Here is a 23460-nt window from a genome sequence, read left to right as displayed (position 1 = left end):
AGCACGGGATGATGGTGGCGACGGATCTGGATCGCACGGTGATCTACACGCGAGCGGCCTTCGGGAACACCGAACCGGACACGGTGTGCGTGGAACACCATGAGGGACAGCCGCTGTCGTACATGACGGTCGTCGCGGCGCAGCGGCTCAGCAGGCTCGCCTCGGCGGCGGCCGTGGTTCCGGTCACCACCCGCACCATCGAGCAGTACCACCGGGTCCGGCTGCCCGGCGGGCCCCTGCCCTACGCGGTCACCAGCAATGGCGGCACCATCCTGCGCAACGGGCTCCCCGACCGGCGCTGGCGTTCCGCGCTGGACGCGCGGGTGCGCGCCGAATGCGCCACCCTGATCGAGGTGCGCACCGAACTGCGTGCGCGCGTGGACGAATCCTTCGCCCTGCGCCTCCGCGAGGCCGATGACCTCTTCTGCTACCTGGTGGTGGACCCGCAGCGGGTGCCCGCCGGCTTCCTCGCCGACTGGGACGCCTGGTGCCGCCCACGCGGCTGGACGGTCTCCCAGCAGGGCCGCAAGATCTACACCATGCCCGCGCCGGTCTGTAAGAGCCGCGCGGTGCAGGAGGTACGCCGCCGCCTGCTCGACGCCGGCGAACTGCATCCCGAATCGCGCCTGCTGGCCGCGGGCGACGGTGCGCTCGATGCCGAGATGCTGCGCACCGCCGACGTCGCCATCCGGCCCCGCCACGGCGAACTGGAACAACGGAACTGGAACCACCCGCGCGTGGCCGTCACCGCGGCGTCGGGCATCCGGGCCGCGGAGGAGATCCTCGACTACTTCCTGCGGGTCCGATCCTGATCAGCGCCAGCCGGCCAGCAGAGTGTTCGCCGCCTCGGTGAGGGCGCGCTGCAGGAACGGGCCGAAACTGACCCGCGCCACGCCGAGTTCGGCGAAGTAGGCGGGCGAACCCTGATCGGGCAGGCCGATGGCATTCACCGGCAGCGGCAGTTCCGAGGTCAGCGTGCGCTGCACGTCCGGCTCGTGCCGGCCCACCGGGTACAGCACGTCCGCGCCCGCCTCGGCGGCCAGCCGCAGCCGGGTGAGCGCGCTCTCCAGCCGCTCCTCCGGGGCGCCGGTGTCCGGCCGCAGGAAGACGTCGGTGCGGGCGTTGATCACCACGTGCACACCGGTGGCATCCGCGGCGGCGCGCAGCTCGGCGACCAGGTCGGCATGCTCCTGCGGAGTGCGCAGCCGCCCGCCCTCGCTGTGCACGGAGTCCTCGAGATTGAAGCCGATCGCGCCCGCCTCGAGCAGGCCCTCGATGATCCGGGAGGGCTTCTCGGCGTAGCCGGACTCCAGGTCGACCGACACCGGAATGTCGACGGTGGCGGTGATCTCCCGCACCCGGCCCAGCACCTCGGCGAAGGTCATGCCCTCCTGGTCGGGCTTGCCCATGGAATCGGCGAGCGGGTGGCTGCCGATGGTGAGCGCCCCGAATCCGGCGTCCTGCACCAGTTTCGCGGACCAGGAATCCCAGATCGTCGGCAGGATCACCGGATTGCCGGGTTGGTGCAGGGACAGGAACGTCGTGGCTTTCTCAGCGAGACTGGTCATGATCTCGATTCTCGGTCAGGGCGCGAACTTTGGCGACCGCCCGCGCCGCGTCGGGCCCGGTCGCGCTGACTTCCAGTCGCTGGCCGGGCTGCACGCCGAGGGTGAGTACCCGGGTCAGGCTGTCGCCCGGGACCGGACCGGCGCCGGTGGTGGCATTGCGCAGGGCCACCACCGCCTCGACATCGCGCAGGGCCGAGACCAGCTCGGCCGCCGGGCGGGCGTGCAGGCCGTGTTCGTTCGTCACCTCGATGATTTCGGTGATCGCCGAATCATCCACAGGCGGCACAGCTGTGGATGACTGTGGATCGCCGGCGAGTCCGGTGCCGGCGGAGTCGCCGAGCTGCGCGCGTTTGGCGGCCAGGGCGTTCGCGGCCTCCCGCGCGACCGCGTCCAGATCGGCGTCACCACCGGCCGCGGCCAGCGCCGACACCAGGCCCTCGACCAGAGGTCCGGCGGAAAGCCGCACGGCGACGGGGGATTCGAGCAGATCCAGCGCAGTCTCGGCGGACAGCACCGCGCTGCCCAGATCCATCAGCACCAGGACGCCGTCCCCGGAATCGGCGGCGGTGATCGCCTCGGCGACCGCGACGGCGTCCGTACCCAGTTCGGTGCCGGACAGTCCCGCCGCGATGCGGACGGGCACACCCTGATCGGGCAGCAGCCCGGCGGCCAGCGCCACCGCCGCCTCGGCCAGCGCCCGGCTGTGCGAGACCACCACCAGGCCGATCATCGCAGCGCCTGTCCGGCGGCCCGGACCAGCAGGGCCGCACTCGTGGCACCCGGATCCTGGTGTCCGGCACTGCGTTCGCCCAGATACGAGGCCCGCCCCTTGCGCGCGACCAGCGGCGTGGTGGCGTCCCGCCCGGCCTCCGCGGCGGTCACGGCGGCATCGAGAGCCTGTCGTGCCGACCCGCCACCCGCCACTCGCTTCTCGAGGGCGTCGGCCGCTGGTCCCAGCGCATCCACCATGGTCTTGTCGCCGAGCTCGGCCTTGCCGCGCGCGATCACGCCGTCCAGCCCGGCCCGGAATGCGCGCGCGAAATCGGCTATATCGGAACCACTTTCGATCGCTGCGGCGAAGCGAAGGAAGAACGTCCCGAACAGGGGACCGCTGGCACCGCCGATGGTGCGGATCAACACCATGGCCGTCTGCTTGCAGACCTCCCCGGGGCTGCCCGGAGTCGAATCATCCAGCGCCGCAACGGCGGCCGCCATACCCCGCTGCATATTCGTGCCGTGATCGGCATCGCCGATCGCCGCGTCCAGCGCGGTCAGATCGGTGGCGTTCTCGTCCACCAGCGCCGCGAAATCGCGCACCCACGTGGCCGCGTCCACGGCCGCCATCAGATCCCCCATCGCAGCGCCGGAGTCCGCACGGGCGCGTCCCACAGCGCCGTCAGCTCCTCGTCCAGCCTGGTCAGCGTGATCGAACAGCCCGCCATTTCGAGCGAGGTGATGTACGGGCCGACCAACGAGCGCTCGATGTGGATCCCGTGCCCGCGCAGGATCTGCGACACCTCGTCGAACATCACATACAGCTCGATGAGCGGCGTGCCGCCCATTCCGTTGAGGAAGCACAGCACCCGATCACCCTGCGCGAAGGGCAGATCCGCGAGGATCGGCTCCAGCAGCAGCTGCGCCACATTCCGAGCCGGGGCCAGCGGCACCCGTACCCGGCCGGGCTCGCCGTGGATGCCGATGCCGATCTCCATCTCGTACTCGCCCAGCTCGAACGTCGGATGCCCGACCGCCGGGACCGTGCACGAGGTCAGCGCCATGCCCATGCTGCGCGAGCGCGCGTTCACCGCCTCCGCGATGCGCGCCACCTCCGCCAGCGGCCGGCCCTGTTCGGCGGCCGCGCCCGCCATCTTCTCCAGGATCACCGTCGCGCCCACCCCGCGCCGCCCGGCGGTGTACAGGCTGTCCTGCACGGCCACATCGTCGTTCACCACCACCGACCGCACCTCGGTACCGGTCTCGGCGGCCGCCAGCTCGGCGGCCATCTCGAAGTTCATGACATCGCCGGTGTAGTTCTTCACGATGTGCAGCACGCCCGCCCCGGCGTCCACCGCGGCGGTGGCGGCCTGGATCTGATCGGGCACCGGCGAGGTGAAGATCTCCCCCGGACAGGCCGCGTCCAGCATGCCGAGCCCGACGAACCCGCCGTGCAGCGGCTCGTGACCGGAACCGCCGCCCGAGACCAGGCCCACCTTCCCCGGAACCGGCGCGTCTCCACGCACCACGATGCGCTGCTTCACATCCACCCGCAGTTCGGGATGCGCCGCGGCCAGTCCGCCCAGCGCGGCAGCCACCACCTCGGCCGGGTCATTGATGAGCTTCTTCACCGAATTCTCCCCTCGGAAGGCCGGTTCGGGTCCCTGCGAGCCAGACTCGCACCGCCGGTCCGGCTTTGGTGGAGATTCCGGCTAATGCTGTGGTTCGGCCGGTTCCTCCAGCGTGCGGGCCAGCTCGATATCGGTCACCAACTGCACCATCAGATCCCGCAATTCGCAGTCGGGCAGGTGCTCGGCCGCGAACTCGAACGGCTCGGACACGTCCAGCCCGCCCTGGGTGGCGGCCAGGATCACCCAGGGAATCCCCACCTCGGCCACCCCGAGCCGCTCCCGGATCAGGTCGGTGGTGTCGTCCACCAGATCGGCCCGAGCGGCCACCGCGGCCGTCATCTGCTCGTCCAATTCGGCGCGGCGGCGCTCCAGCAGCCCGGCATCGGCGCCCACCTCCTGCAAGGGAGTGGTGCGCACCGACCCGTCCTCGTAGACCTGGAAGCCCTCGTTCACGCAGATGGTGCCCAGCTTCACCTCGGCGTCGGCCAGTTCGGGCAGGGTGCGCAGGCAATCCAGCACCGCGTCCAGGGCCGCCACCAGGCGGTCGCGAATATCGCGGCGGCGCAGCAGCTCCCGATCGGCGTCCTCCCGCTCGGACAGCACCTGCTCGACCGCGCGGCCGATCTGAAAGGCCATGGCGGTGGACTCGGGGGCCCAGCCGCCGCTGGGGACGTACTCGCCACGCTTGGGGGTGATGGTGTCCAGGAAGGCGTTCACGGCATCGAGCAGGTCGCGCAGCTGGTCTCGGGACACGGCGGGGTGCCGGAAGGCTCGCAGATACTGTTCGTGCGCTTCCGCGGGATCGACCTCACCGTCGCTCACCCAGCCGATACTGCCACGCCGTCCGGGCATCCCCGGACACCACCGCAACCACGGCCCGGGTCCGTGTCGCGGTGTTCTCGTAGAGTGGCAACGACAGCACCGACAACGAAGGGTCGATCTTGTCCGCAGTTTTGGTGAAGGGCCAGAACGGCCCTCTGAGCGTCAATGATCTGGTGATCAGCGTGCAGGTGGCCGCACCGGCCGACCTGTCCGCACTGCTGGTCACCACCGCAGGCACGGTGCGCACCGATGCCGATTTCGTGTTCTTCAACCAACCCTCCGGCCCCGGTGTGACCCTGCGGCCGGGCGCGCCCGGTCAGCCGGCCGTCCTCGCCGTGTCGCTGGACGCGATTCCCGCTGATATCGAACAGCTTCGGGCCGTCATCACCCTCGACGACGCCACCGCCAGCTTCGGGCAGTTGTCCGCGCCGGTCGCGCAGGTCGGCGACGCGGCCGGAAACGCGTTGTACGAGTACCGGATCGAGGGCCTCAGCAGCGAATCCATCGTCATCGCACTGGAGTTGTACCGGCGCCAGGGCGGATGGAAGGCCCGTGCCGTCGGACAGGGCTACGCGGGCGGATTCGCCGCGCTGGTCACCGACCACGGCGTCCAGGTGAACGAGGCCCCGCAGTCCCCCGCCCCATCCCCCGCCCCGCCGCCCCCGCCCACCCCGGAGCAGTTCGCGCCCGCGCCGCAGCAATTCACATCCCCGCCGCAGCAATTCGCGCCCGCGCCCGAACAATTCACGCCCCCTCCGAGCGGATACCCGGCCCCGGCGCCCACCGGCAACTACGCGCCGACCGGCGGCTACCCGCCGCCCGCGCCGGGACCGGGTTATCCACAGCCCACCGAGCAGTACCCGCCGGCCGGGGGCTACCCGCCGCCCCCCGCGCAATACGCGCCCACCGGCGGCTACCCGCCGCCGACGGGCACGGGGTATCCGCCTCCGGGACAGTCGTATCCACCGCCGCCCGCCTACCAGCAGCCCGTCGGCGACTATCCCCCGCCGGCCGGCGGTTACTCGCGGCCGGCGCAGGAGGACCGCGATCTGCCGGTCGGCCACGCCGTCAGCCTGGTCAAGGGCCAGCGCATCAACCTGCGCAAAGAAGGCGGCAGCGCACTGGGTTACGTGAAGATGGGCCTGGGCTGGGATCCGGTCAAGCGCGGCGGCATCTTCGGCAACAAGTCGGTCGACGTGGACCTGGACGCCTCGGTGGTGATCTTCGCCGACCACAGCCCCGTCGATGTCGTCTACTACGGCAGCCTCAACTCCAAGGACGGGGCCATCCGCCACCAGGGCGACAACCTGACCGGCGAGGGCGACGGCGACGACGAGGAGATCATGGTCGATCTCTCCCGCATCCCGGCCCAGGTCACCACGCTGCTGTTCATCGTGACCTCCTACAAGGGTCACACGTTCGAGCAGATCGCCAACGCCTACTGCCGCCTGGTCGACAGCGCCACCAACGCCGAACTCGCCCGCTTCACCCTCGCGGGCGGCATGCCCTTCACCGCCATGGCGATGGCGAAGGTGTACCGCCCGGCCCCGGGCGCGAACTGGAAGCTCGAGGCCCTCGGTGAGGGATTCCAGGCCAAGCACCCCGGCGAGGCGGTGCCGCAGCTGGCCCGCTTCCTCTAGGGCACCGGCATCGGTTGCCTGGGCCGCAGCAACGGCGGCAACCAGGCATTCGAAGGATCCGGGGCGCGGTCGACGATGCCGCCCCCCGGATCGTCGGCGCCGTCGCGGCGCACCGGATCCTCATCCGGACGGTAGATCTGCCGGATCACCAGGACGCACAACGCGATCACCGCCAGATCGCGCAGCACCACCGTGCCGGTGAACCACTGCTCGGGCAGGCCCTTGTGGTCCTGGCCCAGGTAATAGAACATGCGCGGCACCCAGACCAGGGCGTCGATCGTCATCCACGCCAACAGGATTCGCCGCTCCGGCAGCGCCAGCACCGCCAGCGGCACCAGCCACAGCGAATACTGCGGGCTCCACACCTTGTTGGTCAGCAGGAACGCCGCCACCACCAGGAATGCCAACTGCGCCAGGCGCGGCCGGCGCGCCGCGGTCAGGCCGATCCAGCCGATGCCCGCGCAGGCCGCCAGGAACAGCAGCAGCGACACCGCGTTCAGTATCGTGGGCGCCTGCTGCGCGCTCAGTATCCCGTCGAAGCCGGTCCAGCCGGTGAACGAGGTGATCACGTTGTAGACCGAATCCGGGTCGGCATGCCGTTCGGTATTGAGGCGGAAGAACTCCCACCAGCCGTTCGGATACAGCGCCGCGATGGGCGCGTTCACCGCAAGCCAGGTGATGGCCGCCGCCGCGATGGCCCCGCCCGCCGCGCGCAGCGGGCGAATGCCGCCCCACGCCGCCTCGTCCTCACCGAGTCGCTCGGCACGGGCGCACAGGATCAGGATCGGCCCCAGCAGCAGCAGCGGATACAGCTTCGCCGCCCCGCCCAGGCCCAGCAGTATGCCCGCCAGCACCGGCCGTCGCCGCGCCCAGGCCAGCAGCCCGCCCGCCGCGAAAGCGGTTGCCAGCGTGTCGAAATTGGTGAACGCGTGCACCAGCACCAGCGGCGACAGCGCCATCACCGCGGCATCCCAGACCCGCCGCCCGGCCGTCAATGCCGTCGCCCAGATGGTCGCCAGCCACGCCAGCGACAGCCCGATGGCCACCACATTGAAGTAGATGACCACCTCGAGCGCCTTGTGCCCCGGCAGCGGGGACAGCTTCCACGCCTTGGCGATTCCCATGGACACGTACTGGTACAGGCCCGACAGCACCGGATACTCCATGTACCGGACCTGCGGGCGGCCGTCGGGGAACTCCACCCACTGTTTCTTGTACGGGAAGGCGCCCTCGTTGAGATGCTCGGCCCCGTACAGCGGCACGGTGTCGGAGTAGCACATGGCGATGTACTGGCGGCCGTTGTTCCAATCCAGGCCCATGACGCCGTTGGCATCGGGTCGCTGCTGGATGCAGCCCGCCTTGCCGAACCAGCTGAACGCCAGGAACAGCACCGCGAACGCCATCAGCACCCGCATGGGGGTCCAGAAACGCACCCGGCCGATCACCGCGTGGTCGCCGACCGGCCCGCCGATCAGATCGCACAGCTGCGCGGTCAGCGTATCGGTGCGACTGGGCTTGTCCCGGTCGTCGGCCGACCGCAGATCGGCCGCCAGCGGTTCCGGCGACTCGTAGATCACCGGCGTATCGCGCTGTGCGCCAGCATCTTCCACTCCAGCTGCCTCCCCCGGCTTCAGCGCGTCACCGGCCGGCGCGCCCGAGGCGCCCGGCCGGTGCACCAGTTCCTGCTCGATCACGGCAGCAGGCTACCGAGTCTGCTGCCGCCCGTTGCCGTTGCCGGTCCCATTGCCGTTTCCATAGCCGCCGTTCGGTGCGGTCGTCGGTGTCGAACCGTCGCCCGGTGCCACCGGCTGACCCGGCATCGGACCGGTCCCATTGCCGTTCCCGTTCCCGTTGCCAGTGCCCGGATCCTGGGTCTCCGGCTGGGATTGCCGCTGGTTCTGCGGATTCGGCGCCAGCCCCGGAACCGGAATCGACCATGGCAGACCCGGAATCGGCATCTGGCTGGTGGTGATCACCGGCGGCGCCACCGTCTCGGTGGTCGAGGGCGCGGTGTACGGCGCCGACCACGACGGCACACCGGCCTGACCGCCGATCACGCCCGGCTTCGGGAAGTTCTCGTTGGGCGTGCCCTTGAGGGCCCCGTCCATGGTGGCCTTCCAGATGTCGGCCGGCAGACCCGAGCCGTAGATCATGCCGCCGCTGGCATTGCGCAGCGCGTCACCCTGATCGGTGCCCACCCAGACCGCGGTCGACAGCGACGGGGTGAAGCCCACCATCCAGGCGTCGCGGTTCTCGTTGCTGCCGTCCTTCTGGTTGGTACCGGTCTTGGTGGCCGAGAGGCGGCCGCCGGCGAGCTGGTGGTTGCGCGACCACGCCGCGATGGGCTTCATCGCGTCGGTCACGTTGTCCGCCACCGCCGCCGAGACCCGCTGCTCACCCGCGGTCTCACCGCGGTCCATCAGGACGGTGCCGTCGGAGGCGACGACCTTCTGCACGAAGTGCGGTGCGTGATACATGCCCGAGGCGGCCAGGGTGGCGTACGCCGAGGCCATGTCCAGCGTGCGCACCCGGTACTGGCCCAGCACGATGCCGTTGTTGGGCGGGCTGCCGTCCGGCTCGACCAGCGTCTTGCCCACGCCCGGAATGGTGTCCGGGATACCGAGCTTGTGCGCCATGTCGGCGATCTTCTGCGGGCCGTTGCCCGGCATGTCCAGCTCCATGCGGTAGAAGCTGGTGTTCAGCGAGCGCTTGAGCGCCTCGGCGATGGTGCACATGCCGCACTGCTCGCCCTCGACGTTGGTGATCGTGATGCCGTGCACGGTGACCGGCGAGGAGTCGTACAGCGTCGAGAGCGGCTTGCCCATCTCCAGGTTCTCGGCCAGACCGATCACCTTGAACGAGGAGCCGGGCGGCAGACCCTGATTCGCGTAGTCCAGGCCCTGGCCGTCGGAGCCGCCGTAGTAGGCGCGCACCGCACCGGTCTTCGGATCCACCGACGACAGCGCGGCGCGCAGCTTGTCGGGTTCGCCGTCCATCACCTTGGTGACCGCGTCCACCGCCGCCTGCTGCGCCTTGGGATCGATGGTCGTGGTGATCTGCAGGCCCTCGGTGTTCAGATCGTGCTCGGTGATGCCGGCGGCCTCGAGCTCCTTGAGTACCTGGGTCTTGATCAGACCCTCCGGGCCGGTGTCGAGCGTCTTGTCCTTCTGCGCCTGCACCGCCGGAATCACGGTGGGGTACTGCATGTTCGCGCGATCCGCCGCGGGCAGGTTGCCGCCGTCGACCATGCCGTCCAGCACGTACTTCCAACGGGTCTGCGCCCCTTGCGGATTCTTCTCCGGATCCAGGTTCGACGGCTGCTGAATGGTCGCGGCCAGCACCGCACCCTCGGCCACCGACAGGTCCTGGACCTTCTTGTCGAAGTACGCCTTGGACGCCGCGTCGATGCCGTAGGCGCCGCGGCCGAAGTAGATGGTGTTCAGGTACGCGGCCAGGATCTGATCCTTGGACCACTGCTTGGCCATCTTGGCCGAGATCACCAGCTCGCGCAGCTTACGGGTCAGCGAGTGCTCGTTACCGACCATCGCGTTCTTCACGTACTGCTGGGTGATCGTCGAACCACCACCGGCGTCCGTATTGCCGGTGAGCTGACCGACGAACGCGCGGCCGAAGCCCTGGATGGAGAAGCCCGGGTTGGTGTAGAAGGAGCGGTCCTCCGCGGCGATCACGGCATTCCGCACGTGCGGCGGAATCTGATCGATCGTCACATCGGTGCGGTTGCCCTCCGGCGGAATGACTTTCGCCAGCACCGAACTGCCGTCGTTCATGAAGATGGTGGCGACCTGATTGTTCTTCAGGTCACCGGGCTGCGGCACGTTCACTGTCGAATACGCGTACAGGAACACCGAACTCGCCAGCCCGAGCACCAGCGCCATGCCGATGTAGACCAGGCGCCGGGCCAGCCGCCAATACGAGGTCTTGCGGGAGCCCTTGCCGCCCTGGCCGCCGCCTCCGCCGGAGCCGCCACCGGGCCGCCGCGGCGGCGGACCCGAGGGGGTGCCGCCCTGTGCACGCCGGGCCGCGGGCTGCGCGCCCGACGGCGGCCGGGTGCGGTCCTCCGCCGGGCGCGGCCGGGTACCGGTGCCCGCGCCGGAGCGCACCGCACGATCGTCGATCCGCTGGGTACGGTCGGAGGTGGCCGCCCGCGAGATGTGATTCGGAACCGCCCGGCCCGCTCCGGTATTCACCCTCTCGTTCGGGCCGGAATTGGCCGGATTGGGAAGCTTGCGTGTCGCATCAGGATTGCCGGGACGCTGGGGTGGCGGTCCCGGACGCCGCGGCGGCTGACCGCCCTGCGGCACGGGTCCGCGCTGCGGCTGCCCGTTGGGTCCGCGCGGCGGCATGCCGCCGGGACCACCCGCGGGTCCGCGCTGCGGGCCACCGTTCCCCGGTACGGGACGCCCCGCGGGCTGACGTGCCCCGGGCGGCGGTCCTGCCGGTCTCGCTCCACCTCCCTGCGCTTGCGGCGGGTAGCCGCCGGGGCCGGGTTGCGAACCGCCACGGGGGCGGCCGCCGTGCGGTCCGTCGTCATAGGGCGATGTCACAGCCTGGCTCTCCAATAACTAGGTCTATACGGTCCGGGTGGCTCGATGCGGTCACGCGTGTGCACCGCGGCGGGCAGGCTCCTGCCCGCTGTTCAGGAGTCGACGTGGCCTCTCACTCGGCGGCCGTGCGCCGGGCGCTGGTGCGCCGGCGGCGTGTCGGCGCCGGGGACAGCCCCAGCACATAGGACTGCACCAGATGGTTCCAACTACAGGTCCGGCACACCTCGACCACATGCACCGAGAACTCTTCCCGAGTCTCGGCCAACCGGACCAGTTCCTCCGGCGTGCGGGCGGAGCCCGCCACGGGACCGAGCCCGTCGCCGTAGACCCACGATACGAGAGTCAGCTGCTCCTTCCTGCAGATAGGGCATGTGACCTCGCTCCCCCGCCCGTGGAACTTCGCCGCACGCAATAGGTACGGATTCGCATCGCACACTTCGGCGACGTCCACCCGGCCCGCGTAGACGTCGGCCAGCAGGGACCGGCGCCGGAGCGCATAGTCCACCACCTGCCGCTGTATTCGCACGGGACCCAGAGTACTTGCGGGGCCCCGGAGCCCGCACGCGCTGTTCCGCCTCCCCGGAACTTTTGCGGGCGGCCGGGGGCCGTCGGCACTGGTCACCCGTGCCGGCGGTTGGGCGCCGACCCGATCTCGGGGATACCCGGCGAGTTACCCCAATCGGGCGGAGATCGGTCTTCACGGTCGGATGCGCGGCATGGTGGGTGCAAAATATATCGGCGCGATATAGTTTGGAACTGCATCCATCGGTTAGGTCTGAACAGAACAGTCAGGAGGTGAAGCCCGTGCTCGAGTTGGCAATCCTCGGGCTGCTCCTCGAATCACCGATGCACGGCTACGAGTTGCGCAAGCGGCTCACCGGTCTGCTGGGCCCGTTCCGGGCCTTCTCCTACGGGTCGCTGTATCCGACCCTGCGGCGCATGCAGTCCGACGGCCTCATCGCGGAGGAGAGTCCGCAGGGCTTGGCAACACGCCGTGCGCGGCGGGTCTACAACCTGACCGACACCGGGCGGGAACGGTTCGCCGAACTGCTCGCCGACACCGGACCACAGAACTACACCGACGACGGCTTCGGCGTTCATCTGGCCTTCTTCGGCCGCACCCCCGCGGAAGCGCGGATGCGAATCCTGGAGGGGCGGCGGAGGCAGGTCGAGGAGCGCCGAGAAGGACTGCGGGAAGCGATAAAACGCGCCAGCGGGCAACTGGACCGCTATACCCGCCAGCTCCATCAACTCGGTCTCGAATCAAGCGAGCGCGAAGTGCGCTGGCTCAACGAGTTGATTGCTGCGGAGCAATCGACGAAGGCGGCACCACAGAAAGAGGGAAATATCGGCCATGAGTGAGATCAACACCGAAGTTCGGGTGGCCATCGTCGGCGTGGGTAACTGCGCATCTTCCCTGGTTCAGGGCGTGCAGTACTACAAGGACGCGGACGAGAATTCGACCGTTCCCGGGCTCATGCATGTGAAGTTCGGTCCCTACCACGTCCGCGATGTGAAGTTCGTCGCCGCGTTCGATGTCGATGCCAAGAAGGTCGGCTTCGACCTGTCCGACGCGATCTTCGCCAGCGAGAACAACACCATCAAGATCTCCGACGTGCCGCCGTCGGGCATCACCGTGCAGCGCGGTCCGACGCTGGACGGCATCGGCAAGTACTACGCGCAGACCATCGAGCTGTCCGAGGCCGACCCGGTCGACGTCGTGAAGGCGCTGAAGGATGCCAAGGTCGACGTCCTCGTCTCCTACCTCCCGGTCGGTTCCGAAGAGGCCGACAAGTTCTACGCCCAGTGCGCCATCGACGCGGGTGTGGCCTTCGTCAACGCGCTGCCGGTGTTCATCGCCTCCGACCCGGTGTGGGCCCAGAAGTTCGTCGACGCCGGCGTGCCGATCGTCGGTGACGACATCAAGTCCCAGGTCGGCGCGACCATCACCCACCGCGTGATGGCCAAGCTGTTCGAGGACCGCGGCGTCGTGCTGGACCGCACCTACCAGCTCAATGTCGGCGGCAACATGGATTTCAAGAACATGCTCGAGCGCGAGCGACTGGAGTCGAAGAAGGTCTCCAAGACCCAGGCCGTGACCTCCAACCTCGAGGGCCCGCTCTCGGGCAAGGTGTACGACCGCAACGTGCACATCGGCCCGTCGGACTACGTCGAGTGGCTCGACGACCGCAAGTGGGCCTACGTCCGGCTCGAGGGTCGCGCCTTCGGTGACGTGCCGCTGAACCTGGAGTACAAGCTCGAGGTGTGGGACTCGCCGAACTCGGCCGGCATCATCATCGACGCCGTGCGCGCGGCCAAGATCGCCCGCGACCGCGGCATCGGCGGCCCGGTCCTCCCGGCGTCGGCCTACCTGATGAAGTCCCCGCCGAAGCAGCTCGCCGACGACGTCGCCCGGGCCCAGCTCGAGGCGTTCATCATCGGGGCCGAGTAGGAACCCTGGAACGCAAAGGGCGGCATCGCGAATCGCGATGCCGCCCTTCGTCGTTCGATATCAGTCGAGGGACACGTAGACCTCGACCGAGGTGGGGCCGGTGTAGCGCTCGATCTCCGCGGTGTGGGAGCGGGTGATGGTGCCCGCGTTCTCGGCCTTGGCGACCTTCGCCCACGCGGTGCGCAGCAGGTCGTATGGCTTGTCGGAGACAACGAATTTCGCATAGCGACCCGACGGGATGCGGGTCATCACATCGCCGGTGTCGAGGTCGGCCATGCTCGAAAGCTCGTATCCCAGAACGGCTACCGCGTGGTCGTTCTGGCCGATGTAGGCCGCGACGCGTTCGACGCTCTTCTCGCGGGCCAGGTAGCGGTCCCAGGTGAAATTGACCAGGTCCAGGTCGCGGGCGGTGACCTCGCGGCCCGCCAGGGGAATGGTCAGCCCGCCGACCAGGAACTCATCCAGGGTGACGATTTCGAAGTCCACAGCTCCCCTACCCCTCCGCGCTCGTATCCAGCGCGACGAAAACCTCCACCGTCCGGTTGTCCGGATAGTGCTCGAAATCCCCGGTGTAGGCGCGTACCAGGGTGCCGGCCGCCTCGAGGTCCCAGACCGTGCGCCAGATCGACACGATGATGTCGCCGAGATTGTCGCCACTGCGAATGATGCGAGCGAATTTACCGGCCGGGATACGGGCGAGTACATCGCCGGGCAATAGGTCGTCCGCCTTCTTGCATTCGTAGCCCACGATATGTGTCAGATACGAACCGATCTCGGGTGCGTGGTCCACATAGGCGGTCGCCGGCGGGCCGGGCAGATCGCGTGCCAGATTACGTTTCCAGGCCTCCTCGACCTTCGCGCGGCGCGGCCCTTCGACCGCGAGTGCCGGACTGCGTAGCACCGTTCCGGCTACCAGCGTTTCGTGGCGTTCAACGACATTGAATTCCACCGGCGTCGCCCCTATGTCTCGTGCTGTCTCCGACCCCACCCTGCTCCCAACCCGCATCCTGCCACCGGCATTCGGAGTCGCTGAATACGGTGGCGGCTTCCACAATATCCGCGGCCGCGCGGAGATGGGCAAGGAGGCGCGAAACATGATCAATGCCGCCTCCCCGGGACTTCAGCGCGCGGCTGAGAGCCGTTGGGGTTGGCGACGCGTGCCGGCGGTTGGGAGCCGAATCCATTTCGGTCGTACCCGGTGAGTTACCCCGACCGCCGCGAAAGCAGTTGGAGGCTTGGCATGCGACCACAAACCACCTGGCTGGAAGTCGCCTGGGCTAGCCGGGGACGGGGACGCTGAGGCCGGGGAAGATTTCTACCTGTTTGGGGGTGGGGGCTGGGGGGATGACGAGGACTGGTTGTTGTTGGGGGGACGGGGTGGGTGGGTTGAGGACGTCGTAATTGCCGTTGCTGGGGGGCGTTCCGGAGGTCGGGTCGGGGGCCTGGTTGGGGATCAGGTTGCCGGGGGGTGAGGTGGGGTTGGGGAATTGGTCGATGGGGGTGCCGTCGAGGGCGGCGTCCATGGTTTGTTTCCACAGGTCGGCGGGGAGACCGGCGCCGTAGATGGGGGCGCCGCGGGCGGTGCGGATGGGCTGGGACTGTTCGGTTCCCATCCAGACGGCGGTGGAGAGGGCAGGGGTGTAGCCGACCATCCAGGCGTCCTTGTTCTGGCCGGTGTCGCCGAGCTGGGTGGTGCCGGTCTTGGCGGCCGAGGGGCGGCCGGCGGCCAGGGTGTGGCCGTTGGAGTAGGCGGCGATGGGGAGCATGGCCTGGGTCACGGTGTCGGCGATCGAGGGCTGGATGCGCTGTTCGGGTTTGTTCGGGCCGGCGCCGCGGTCGAGGAGGACGCGGCCGTCGCCGGTCACCACCTTCTGGACGAAATAGGGGGCGCGGTAGGCGCCGGAGGCGGCGAGGGTGGCGTAGGCCGAGGCCATGTCGATGGGGCGCACCGAATAGGCGCCCAGCACGATGGCCGGTAGTGGCGGGCCGCCGCCGTCCTCGGTGAGCGTCTTGCCGGGCACGCCCGGGATCTGGTCGGGGATGCCGGCCTGATGTGCCGCGTTCGCAATGGCTTTCGGGCCTTCGAACAGGGATTGGGCCAGCCGGTAGAAGCTGGTGTTGAGGGAGCGCTTGAACGCTTCGCCGAGCGAGCAGATGCCGCAGGACTCGCCGTCCACGTTCTGGATCTTCTCCCCATTGACGGTCAGAGGCGCGCTGTCGAGCCGGTACGACAGGGAAATGCCCTGCTCGAGTGCGGCCAGCACGGCGAAAGTCTTGAAGGCCGAACCGGTTTGCAGCGGGGCCTGCGCGAAATCGAAGCCGATGCCGTCGGGTCCGCCGTAGTAGGCGCGCACCGCCCCCGAACGCGGGTCGATCGACACCACGGCGGCGCGCAGTTCGCCCGGCTGCCCGGCCAGCACTTTGCCGACCGCGTTCAGCGTGGCCTGCTGTGCCTTGGCGTCGATGGTCGTGATGATCTGCAGCGCACCGGTATTCAGCTCGCGTTCGCTGATGCCGGAGGCGCGCAGTTCGCGCAGGACCTGCGCGCGGATCAGCCCCTCGGGGCCGCGCGCCGTGTTGTCGTCCACCCGGGCGAACGGGACGATGGCCGGAAACTGGGTGGCCGCGCGGTCATCGCGGTTCAGCACACCCATCTCGACCATGCCGTCGAGCACGTATCCCCAGCGGGCGCGCAGCTGGTCGAGGTGGCTCTCCGGATCCAGCAGCGAGGGGGTGCGGATCACCGAGGCCAGGACCGCGCCCTCGGCCAGGGTCAGTTCGGGTGCGGGTTTGCCGAAGTATGCCTCGGCCGCGGCCGAGATGCCGTAGGCGCCGCGACCGTAGTAGATGGTGTTGAGGTAGGCCGCGAGGATGTCGTCCTTGCTCCATTCGCGGGCCATCTTCGCGGAGATGATGAGTTCGCGCATCTTGCGGCTCAGCGTGCGTTCCGAACTCAGGAAGGCGTTCTTCACATACTGCTGCGTAATGGTGGAGCCGCCGCCCGCGTCGTCGCGGCCGAGCAGGTTGTCGCGGGCCGCGCGCAGGAATGCGGAGGTGGAGAAGCCCGGATTGCGGTAGAAGTCGCGGTCCTCGGCCGACAGCATGGCCCGGCGCACCGGCAGGGGTACGTCGGTCAACGGCACCGGCACCCGATTGCCTTGCGGCGGAACGATCTTCGCGATCACGGTGGTGCCGTCGGAGTCGAGGACGGTGGCGATCTGATTGGTCTGCACCGTATCCGGGTCCGGGATCTCGGCGCTCCAGTAGGCGATGCCCAGCAGGGTGGTCGGCATGATCACCAGGACCAGGAACAGCGCCAGCAGCAGTCGCCGGATGCGCTGCCCGCGGGTGGGGGGCGGTTTCGGTGCGGGTTCGGGCTGGTCTGGACCCCGGGGCGGTTTCGGGCGGCGCCGAGGCCGGCTGTGCGCGTTGAGGCGCTGTCGACGCGCGGCCGTACCGGCCAGCTCGTTCCACCCGGCGGTGCCGGTCGATGACCCGGATCTTCCACGCCGCCTGCTGCGGGACGAGCTCACGAGCATCTCCTTCCGGAGCGTCGACAAAGCTTTCGAGGCGGCCGCGACCACCCCGCGCGGCGGGACCAATGCTAATCGACACGCCCGGACGGAGTGGGTAAGTGGTTCGGGGACAACGGCCCCGAACCACCCACCCGAGCACTCAGCTCTTGACGCCGCCGGCGGTGAGTCCGGAGATGATGCGGCGCTGGAACAGCAGCACCATGATGACCAGCGGGATGGTGACGATGGTGCCCGCGGCCATGATCGCGGTGTACGGCGGCACCAGCGGATCGTTGCCGGAGAAGCGGGCGATCGCCTTGGTCACGGGTTCGGTCTTGTCGCTGGAGAGCAGGGAGGCCAGCAGGTACTCGTTGACCGCCGCGATGAACGCCAGGATCGCGGTGGTGAACACCGCCGGCGCGGCCAGCGGCAGCATGATCAGCCGGAACGCCTGGAAGCGGGACGCACCGTCGATGCGGGCCGCCTCCTCCAATTCCCATGGCAGTTCGGCGAAGAACGAGGCCAGGATGTACACCGTCATGGGCAGCACGAACGAGATGTTCGGGATGATCATGGCCTGGTACTGACCGATCCAGCCGATATTGGTGAACAGCTGGAACAGCGGCGTCACCAGCACGACGGCCGGGAACATGGAGGCCGAGAGGACCAGCCCGGACACCAGGTATTTGCCCTTGAAGGTCAGCCGGGCCAGCGCGTAGGCCGCCATCACGCCGAGGATCAGCGCGGCCGCCGTGGTGGCGCTGCCGATGATCACACTGTTGACCAGGGCCCGGCCGAAGTTGTTGCCGCGGCTGGTGTCGAAGGCGTTGCGGAAGTTCTCGAGGGTGACGTGGGTGGGCCACGGGGTGTTGTCGAAGGTGTAGGCCGGATCGCGCAGGGCGGTGACGACCATCCAGTAGAAGGGGCCGAGCCCCCACACCAGCACGATCAGCGCGCCCACGTACACGCGCCCGGAGGTCAGTCGTTTGGTCCACGAAACCGATTGCCGGATCGGCTTTTTCGGCTCGGCCACGACATCCTTCGTGAGTTCGATGCTCATCAGTGCGCCTCCCGCTGCTCTTCCTGGGTGCGAACGGCGTTCGCCCCCAGCACCTTCACCAAGAAGAACGCGACGGTGAAGATGAGCAGGAAGGTGATGACCGACAGCGCGGAGGCGCTGTTGGGCAGCGATTTCGATTCGGTCACCAGCATCGAGACGGTGCGGGTGGCGGCCAGGTTCCGCGTCATGATGGCGGGCAGGTCGTACAGGCGCAGCGCGTCCATGGTGCGGAACAGGATCGCCACCAGCAGAGCGGGTTTCAGCAGCGGCAGCGTGATGTTGACGAAGCGCTGCCAGGCGGACGCGCCGTCGACCCGGGCGGCCTCGTAGACGTCCTCCGGGATCACCTGCAGGCCGGCCAGAATCAGCAGCGCCATGAACGGGGTGGTCTTCCACACGTCGGCGATGATCACCGCGAAGCGGGCGGGCCAGGCGTCGGCGGTCCACAGGATGTGGGTACCGAGCACCCGGTTCACCACGCCGTTGTACTGGAACATGAACTCCCACAACCGCGCTGTGACCGCGGTCGGGATGGCCCACGGGATCAGCACGGCGGCGCGCAGCAGCGCGCGGCCCTTGAAGGTCTTGCCCATGATGACCGCCATGCCCAGGCCGATGGTGGTCTCGAGCGCCACCGTGACCACGGTGAACAGCAGCGTGACCCCGACGGCGGCCCAGAACTGGGAGCCGGTGTTGCCGGGCGGGCAGGACACTGTCTCGCCGAGCGAGTTGGTGCACTGCTGCAGCAGCCAGTGGCTGTAGTTGCCGAATCCGGCGCTGCCGCCTTCGACGAACATGCCGGTGGACTTGTCCAGGCCCGCGTCCTTCTGGAAGGACATCCACACCGCCCGGCCCACCGGATACCCGATGACGACCGTCAGTGCGAGCAGCACCGGCGTGACGAACATCCACGCCCGAGCCGAGACCCCGAGGGCGGCCCCGCGGCGTTGCGGTCGTGGGCGTTCGTTTCGCATTGTTCGTTCCGTCAGGTCGGGTGGCGGCGCGACATCGGTCGCTCCCGAAGGACGTGACACCTTTTCTTCTCTCCTACGGGGCTACGCGATGGATCGTGGTGCGCATCGGGTGTGAGCGCGGCTCAGGACCCAGCGGTTTCGATGCCCTTCTGCATGGCATCGATCGCGGCGTCGACAGATTCCGTTCCGGTGATCGCAGCATAGGCGTTGTCCTGGATGGCCTTCGACACCGCCGGGTAGAAGGGGGTCACCGGCCGCGGCACCGCGGAGGCGATGGAGTCCTTCAGCGCGGACAGGTACGGCATCTTGGCGATCAGGGCCGGATCGTCGTACACGGAGGCCCGCACCGGCGGCAGCGCACCGGCGGCCACGATGTGCTGGGCGTCCTCGCTGATCAGGAAGCGCAGGAAGTCCAGCGCGGTGGCCTTGTTCTTGGAGAAGGCGCTGATGGCCGCGTTGTAGCCACCGAGGGTGGACGCGCCGATGCCGTCCTTGCCGGGCAGCGGGGCGACCGCGAACTTGTCCTTGACCGCGGAGGAGTCGGAGCCCGCCTCACCGAAGGAGGACGGCCAGCCGCGCATGAACATGACCTTGCCGGTGACGAAGGCGTTCTGCGACTCCGGCTCCTTGAAGGTGATGACTTCCTTCGGCATGTCGCCGTTCTTGTAGGCATCCACCAGAGTCTGCAGGCCCTGCTTGGCCTGCGGGCTGTTCACGGTCGGGGTCTTGCCGTCGGAGCCGACGAAGCTGCCGCCGAAGGCGTTGATGACCTCGGCGGTGTTCACGGTCAGACCCTCGTACTGGGCGAACTGTCCTGCGTAGCAGCCGATTCCGGCGTCCTTGGCCTTCGGGCAGTCGGCCAGCAGCTCGGTCCAGGTCTTGGGCGGCTCGGGCACCAGGTCCTTGCGGTAGAACAGCAGGCCGCCGTTGGTATTGCGCGGGGCCGCGTACAGGGTGCCGTTGTAGGTGGCCGACGCGACGGGCGGCGACAGCAGCGTGGAGGTGTCGATGGCGAAGGAGTCCTTCAGCGGCTGGATCCAGCCCTTGGCGGCGAACTCCGCGGTCCACGGCACGTCGAGTGCGACCACGTCGTAGTCGGATTCCTTGGCGCGCAGGTGCTGCACCAGGTCGTCGTACTGCTGGGAGGCGTCGTTGGACTGTTCCTTGAAGGTCACCTTCTCGTCCGGGTGCGCGGCGTTCCAGCGCTCGATGAGCTGCTTGACCGCGCCGGTCTCGGTGGTGTCCTTACCCTCGACATAGGTGATCGGCCCACGGCCGGTGAGGTTTTCGCCGGTGGCATTGCTCCCACTGTTGCTACTGGAGCAGCCGCTGGCGAAAGTCGCCGTCAATAAGGCCGCCGAGGTCACGGCCAGCACGGCACGCGGAACCAGCGTCGATCGTAGGGACGACACCTTCTTCAAAGCCATCGCGGATACTCCAGGGTCGATGAGTGACCAGTGGCACACTCAGCCGGGGGTGCACAAGGCAAGATACATGGTGCCGCTATCGTCCGCCCGAGCTACCTTGTTGATCATCCCAAGTGGTTCGCGGCCGCCTCGATTCTGGACTGCGGCTGGAATCGACCTCCGCCTTGGAGCGGGGGAGCGAAGCGGAGGAGCGGAGGAGGGAAGAATCGAGACCTCAGGGCCGCGAACCCGCCCGGAGCGAAGCGGAGGGCCAATGGGCACAGACAAGATGCTCACGCGGATCGGGGGACTGCTGCGGCAGGCCGAATCGACCGACAACGAGCATGAGGCCGAAGCCTTCCTGGCCGCCGCGCAACGACTCGCGACCAGCTCGTCGGTGGATCTGGCGGTGGCGCGGGCACATATCGCGAATCGGGAGCGGCGGCCGACGCCGATGCAGCGGGTGATCCCGATCGGCGAGGCCGGAAAGCGCGGGCTGCGAACCTATGTGCAGTTGTTCGTGGCGATCGCCGCGGCCAACGATGTGCGCTGTGATGTGGCTCGCTCGTCGACGACGGTGTACGCCTACGGATTCGACACCGATATCGACACCTGCGAGGCGCTCTACACCAGCCTGCTGATCCAGATGGTCCGGGCCGCCGACCAATACATCAAATCGGGCTCCTACAAGACGGCCACCGCCGAGAAGATCGTCGTCGAACGCCGGTACGGTCGGGTGTTCCATCGCCCCGTGGAGGTGCCGGTCGCCGCGGTGACGGCGCGCCTGAACTTCCAGATGGCCTTCGCCGCCCGCATCGGCCGCCGGCTGGCCGAGGTCAAGGCGGATGTGGAGACCGAGGCGGTGCGGGCCGACGCCGCCGAATCCGTGCCCACCGGAACGGCGCTCGCCCTGCGCGACAAGGAGCTCGCGCTCACCGACTTCTACACCCGGACCTCCGAGGCGCGCGGTACCTGGCGGGGCCCGCAGGCCTCGGCCGGGTACTCGGCGGCCGCGCGGCGGGCCGGTGACCGGGCGGGTAAGGCCGCGCGGCTGGGTGATTCGCCGGAGTTGGGCGGCGTGCGGGGGCAGCTGCCCCGCGGCGCGGGCGAATAGCGGACGCGCGCATGGCCGTCCGCGATGCGCAGCGGTCCCGGGTGTACGACGCCGAGGGGCTGGTGCGCGGAATGTTCGATCGTGCCGACGAATTCGGGGCGCGGACCGTCGAAATGCACGGGTCCCACCTCACGCTGCCGATCGAGCGGCGGTTCGCGTCGGTGGAATCGGTACAGGCGTACGTGGACCGGGTACTCGCGCTGAACTGGGTGCGTGCCCGGTGGGACGGGGCGGCGCGGCCGGTCACGGTGCGAGCGCGCGCCGGGGCGAAGGCGGCGCACTACGAGACGGCGGGGTCGGTGCTCGCGGTGCCGCTGCACGCCCATGGAACCGCCTGGGCCCTGCGCGAATTGGTGATCCTGCACGAACTCGCCCACCACCTCGAGCCGGAGCGCACCGAGGTCGCGCCGCACGGGCCCGAATTCTGCGGTCGCTACCTCGAGCTGACGGACGGCGTCATCGGGCCGGAGGCCGCGCTGCTGCTGCGCACCACCATGTACTCGTGCGGCGTGCGAATTGGCTGATCAGGGCAGAAGTTTCCGGACCCGGGCCAGGCGCTGCCGCCACCAGTCGGTCCGTTCCGTGTCGGGGTGCCGGTAGCGCTCGAGCAGGTCCGGGTCGGGTGTCGGCACGCCGCGCGGGACGGGCAGGTAGCCGTCCACCGGGCGCAGCGGCTCGGTCACCACATCGCCGGTGAGCAGGGACAGGGTGTCGAGGCCGCAGGCGAAGTCGAGGTGGGGGAGGGCGCCGGCGAGGGCGACCTGGGCGGCCAGGCCCACACTGGTTTCCAGGGCGGAGGACACCAGGCAGGGGAGTCCGGCGGCCGCGGCGACCTCCAGCGCGCGCCGGACCCCGCCCAGCGGAGTGCATTTCAGCACCGCGATGTCGGCCGCACCCGCCACCGCCACCCGCAGCGGGTCCTCGGCGCGGCGGATGGATTCGTCGGCGGCGATGCGCACGTCCACCCGCCTGCGGACGGCCGCCAGCTCCTCGACGGTCCGGCAGGGCTGCTCGACGTACTCCAAACCGCCCGCGGCACGGTCGATCAGCCGGATCCGGTCGACCGCGGTGTCCACATCCCAGACCGCATTGGCGTCGACGCGCACCGCACCGTCCGGCCCGAGTGCGTCGCGGACCGCGGCCACCCGCTCCAGATCCTCGGCCAGGGAATCCGGATGGTCGGCGACCTTCACCTTGGCGGTGCGGCAGCCTGATCCGATCACGATCTCCCGCGCCCGCTCCGGGCCGACCGCGGGCACGATGCAGTTCACCGGAATTCGATCCCGGACCGGTTCCGGCCATCCGGCCGCGGCCTGCTCGACCGCGGTGGCCAGCCAGGCCGCCGCCTCGCGGTCGTCGTACTCGGGGAAGGCGCAGAACTCACCCCAGCCGGCGGGACCGGGAATCAGCATGCCCTCGCGAACGGTGATCCCGCGGAACCGGGTTCGCATGGGAATCGCGTAGACCACCGCCGACTCGAAGTCCACCGCACCGCCGCTGTCGCTCATCCACCGCACCCTACTCACCGCCTCGGTCCGGTAAGAGGTGGCGGCGCGGCCCGGGCCCGGCGACAATGCCGAATGAAGCCGATCCCGGCTCCATAGACCTGCGCCTTGGGGGAGACCGCAAACATGAACCCGCCCAACGAGCCCCGCCGTCCGGCCCGCGACGATCATCCCCCGTCCGATCCCGGCTTCTCCCCGGCTCCGCCGCGTGCGCCGGGCCAACCGCACGTGCCTGCCCCGCCCGGGGGACGGAATCCATCGGGCACCGGATCGCCGCAGCGACCCGGGCGTCCGCAGCCACCCGCACCGGGCTCGCGGTCCGGGGACCCGATCGATGCGGCGGGACCGACCCTGCCCGGCGGGAGCCGTCAGGGTCCGCCGCCACCGCCCGCGCCACCGCCGGCGCCCGCCGGTGCGCCACGACCCGGCGCGATGGACCCGGCCGGACCGGCCGTGCCCAAGGGCGGGCGGCAGAGCCCGCCGCCGCCGGTGCC

General features: G+C 69.2%; 21 protein-coding genes. 6 read left to right on the top strand and 15 right to left on the bottom strand.

The window, feature by feature from the left end; genetic code table 11:
* Nucleotides 1–8: 8 nt before the first annotated feature.
* Nucleotides 9–812: an HAD family hydrolase gene (locus ACQP1O_RS42025; protein ID WP_379384752.1), complete on the top strand. Its 804-nt coding sequence runs from the start codon at nt 9–11 to the stop codon at nt 810–812.
* On the opposite strand, the gene ACQP1O_RS42020 is transcribed toward ACQP1O_RS42025, so the two are convergent.
* The 5 genes from ACQP1O_RS42020 to ACQP1O_RS42000 all read right to left on the bottom strand — a co-directional run bounded on the left by ACQP1O_RS42020 (nt 813) and on the right by ACQP1O_RS42000 (nt 4735).
* On the bottom strand, nt 813–1571 hold the full coding sequence (locus tag ACQP1O_RS42020; protein ID WP_433567984.1) for an isocitrate lyase/PEP mutase family protein: 759 nt from the start codon (nt 1569–1571) through the stop codon (nt 813–815).
* Entirely contained in the window at nt 1552–2298 is a 747-nt protein-coding gene (gene dhaM, locus ACQP1O_RS42015) for a dihydroxyacetone kinase phosphoryl donor subunit DhaM (RefSeq protein WP_433563791.1), read from the bottom strand. The genes ACQP1O_RS42020 and dhaM overlap by 20 nt, the downstream gene beginning before the upstream one ends.
* Nucleotides 2295–2912: a dihydroxyacetone kinase subunit DhaL gene (gene dhaL / locus ACQP1O_RS42010; protein ID WP_433567983.1), complete on the bottom strand. Its 618-nt coding sequence runs from the start codon at nt 2910–2912 to the stop codon at nt 2295–2297. Before dhaL ends, dhaM begins: the two co-directional genes overlap by 4 nt.
* Nucleotides 2912–3913, bottom strand: a complete 1002-nt coding sequence (dhaK, locus tag ACQP1O_RS42005) for a dihydroxyacetone kinase subunit DhaK (protein WP_433563790.1) — start codon at nt 3911–3913, stop codon at nt 2912–2914. Before dhaK ends, dhaL begins: the two co-directional genes overlap by 1 nt.
* 81 nt (nt 3914–3994) lie before the next feature.
* Nucleotides 3995–4735 carry a hypothetical protein gene (locus tag ACQP1O_RS42000; protein WP_433563789.1) on the bottom strand — a complete coding sequence of 247 codons (741 nt, stop codon included), beginning with the start codon at nt 4733–4735 and terminating at the stop codon, nt 3995–3997.
* A 119-nt stretch (nt 4736–4854) separates the two neighbouring features.
* On the opposite strand from ACQP1O_RS42000, the gene ACQP1O_RS41995 reads away from it, so the two are divergent.
* Complete coding sequence (locus tag ACQP1O_RS41995) at nt 4855–6375, top strand: TerD family protein (protein ID WP_433563788.1); 1521 nt, start codon at nt 4855–4857, stop codon at nt 6373–6375.
* Here ACQP1O_RS41995 and ACQP1O_RS41990 read toward each other — a convergent pair.
* From ACQP1O_RS41990 to ACQP1O_RS41980, 3 genes are all read right to left on the bottom strand, one after another.
* Complete coding sequence (locus ACQP1O_RS41990; protein ID WP_433567982.1) at nt 6372–7985, bottom strand: glycosyltransferase family 87 protein; 1614 nt, start codon at nt 7983–7985, stop codon at nt 6372–6374. The two genes, ACQP1O_RS41995 and ACQP1O_RS41990, sit on opposite strands and share 4 nt — an antisense overlap.
* 93 nt (nt 7986–8078) lie before the next feature.
* Entirely contained in the window at nt 8079–10271 is a 2193-nt protein-coding gene (locus ACQP1O_RS41985) for a transglycosylase domain-containing protein (protein ID WP_433567981.1), read from the bottom strand.
* A gap of 781 nt (nt 10272–11052) precedes the next feature.
* Nucleotides 11053–11466, bottom strand: coding sequence for a DUF5318 domain-containing protein (locus ACQP1O_RS41980; protein ID WP_433563787.1), 414 nt, complete (start codon nt 11464–11466; stop codon nt 11053–11055).
* A gap of 278 nt (nt 11467–11744) precedes the next feature.
* Here ACQP1O_RS41980 and ACQP1O_RS41975 point away from each other — a divergent pair, with 278 nt between their 5' ends.
* Together ACQP1O_RS41975 and ACQP1O_RS41970 are read left to right on the top strand one after the other, a co-directional pair.
* Nucleotides 11745–12302 (top strand): PadR family transcriptional regulator, encoded by a 558-nt coding sequence (locus tag ACQP1O_RS41975; RefSeq protein WP_040862623.1) that lies wholly within the window; start codon nt 11745–11747, stop codon nt 12300–12302.
* Nucleotides 12295–13392: an inositol-3-phosphate synthase gene (locus ACQP1O_RS41970; protein WP_433563786.1), complete on the top strand. Its 1098-nt coding sequence runs from the start codon at nt 12295–12297 to the stop codon at nt 13390–13392. Before ACQP1O_RS41975 ends, ACQP1O_RS41970 begins: the two co-directional genes overlap by 8 nt.
* 60 nt (nt 13393–13452) lie before the next feature.
* On the opposite strand, the gene ACQP1O_RS41965 is transcribed toward ACQP1O_RS41970, so the two are convergent.
* From ACQP1O_RS41965 to ACQP1O_RS41940, 6 genes are all read right to left on the bottom strand, one after another.
* On the bottom strand, nt 13453–13878 hold the full coding sequence (locus tag ACQP1O_RS41965) for a GyrI-like domain-containing protein (RefSeq protein WP_354841040.1): 426 nt from the start codon (nt 13876–13878) through the stop codon (nt 13453–13455).
* Between the two features lie 7 nt (nt 13879–13885).
* A complete protein-coding gene (locus ACQP1O_RS41960) occupies nt 13886–14341 on the bottom strand; it encodes a GyrI-like domain-containing protein (protein WP_433563785.1) in 456 nt (151 codons plus the stop codon).
* A gap of 328 nt (nt 14342–14669) precedes the next feature.
* Nucleotides 14670–16931, bottom strand: a complete 2262-nt coding sequence (locus tag ACQP1O_RS41955) for a transglycosylase domain-containing protein (RefSeq protein ID WP_433563784.1) — start codon at nt 16929–16931, stop codon at nt 14670–14672.
* A 136-nt stretch (nt 16932–17067) separates the two neighbouring features.
* Nucleotides 17068–17967, bottom strand: coding sequence for a carbohydrate ABC transporter permease (locus tag ACQP1O_RS41950; protein ID WP_433563783.1), 900 nt, complete (start codon nt 17965–17967; stop codon nt 17068–17070).
* Entirely contained in the window at nt 17967–18941 is a 975-nt protein-coding gene (locus tag ACQP1O_RS41945; protein WP_433563782.1) for a carbohydrate ABC transporter permease, read from the bottom strand. The genes ACQP1O_RS41950 and ACQP1O_RS41945 overlap by 1 nt, the downstream gene beginning before the upstream one ends.
* Nucleotides 18942–19063: 122 nt before the next feature.
* Nucleotides 19064–20368 (bottom strand): ABC transporter substrate-binding protein, encoded by a 1305-nt coding sequence (locus ACQP1O_RS41940; RefSeq protein WP_433563781.1) that lies wholly within the window; start codon nt 20366–20368, stop codon nt 19064–19066.
* 253 nt (nt 20369–20621) lie between these two features.
* On the opposite strand from ACQP1O_RS41940, the gene ACQP1O_RS41935 reads away from it, so the two are divergent.
* Nucleotides 20622–21461: a DUF2786 domain-containing protein gene (locus ACQP1O_RS41935; RefSeq protein ID WP_433563780.1), complete on the top strand. Its 840-nt coding sequence runs from the start codon at nt 20622–20624 to the stop codon at nt 21459–21461.
* An 11-nt stretch (nt 21462–21472) separates the two neighbouring features.
* Nucleotides 21473–21985 (top strand): TIGR04338 family metallohydrolase, encoded by a 513-nt coding sequence (locus ACQP1O_RS41930; protein ID WP_433563779.1) that lies wholly within the window; start codon nt 21473–21475, stop codon nt 21983–21985.
* Here ACQP1O_RS41930 and ACQP1O_RS41925 read toward each other — a convergent pair whose 3' ends face one another.
* Nucleotides 21986–22969, bottom strand: a complete 984-nt coding sequence (locus ACQP1O_RS41925) for an o-succinylbenzoate synthase (RefSeq protein ID WP_433563778.1) — start codon at nt 22967–22969, stop codon at nt 21986–21988. It abuts the gene before it with no gap.
* Nucleotides 22970–23460: the final 491 nt, after the last annotated feature.

The sequence above is a fragment of the Nocardia sp. CA-151230 genome (assembly GCF_050942175.1).
Taxonomy (GTDB): domain Bacteria; phylum Actinomycetota; class Actinomycetes; order Mycobacteriales; family Mycobacteriaceae; genus Nocardia.
Note: the sequence above shows the minus strand (reverse complement) of the source record. Positions and strands in the feature narration are given on the sequence as shown.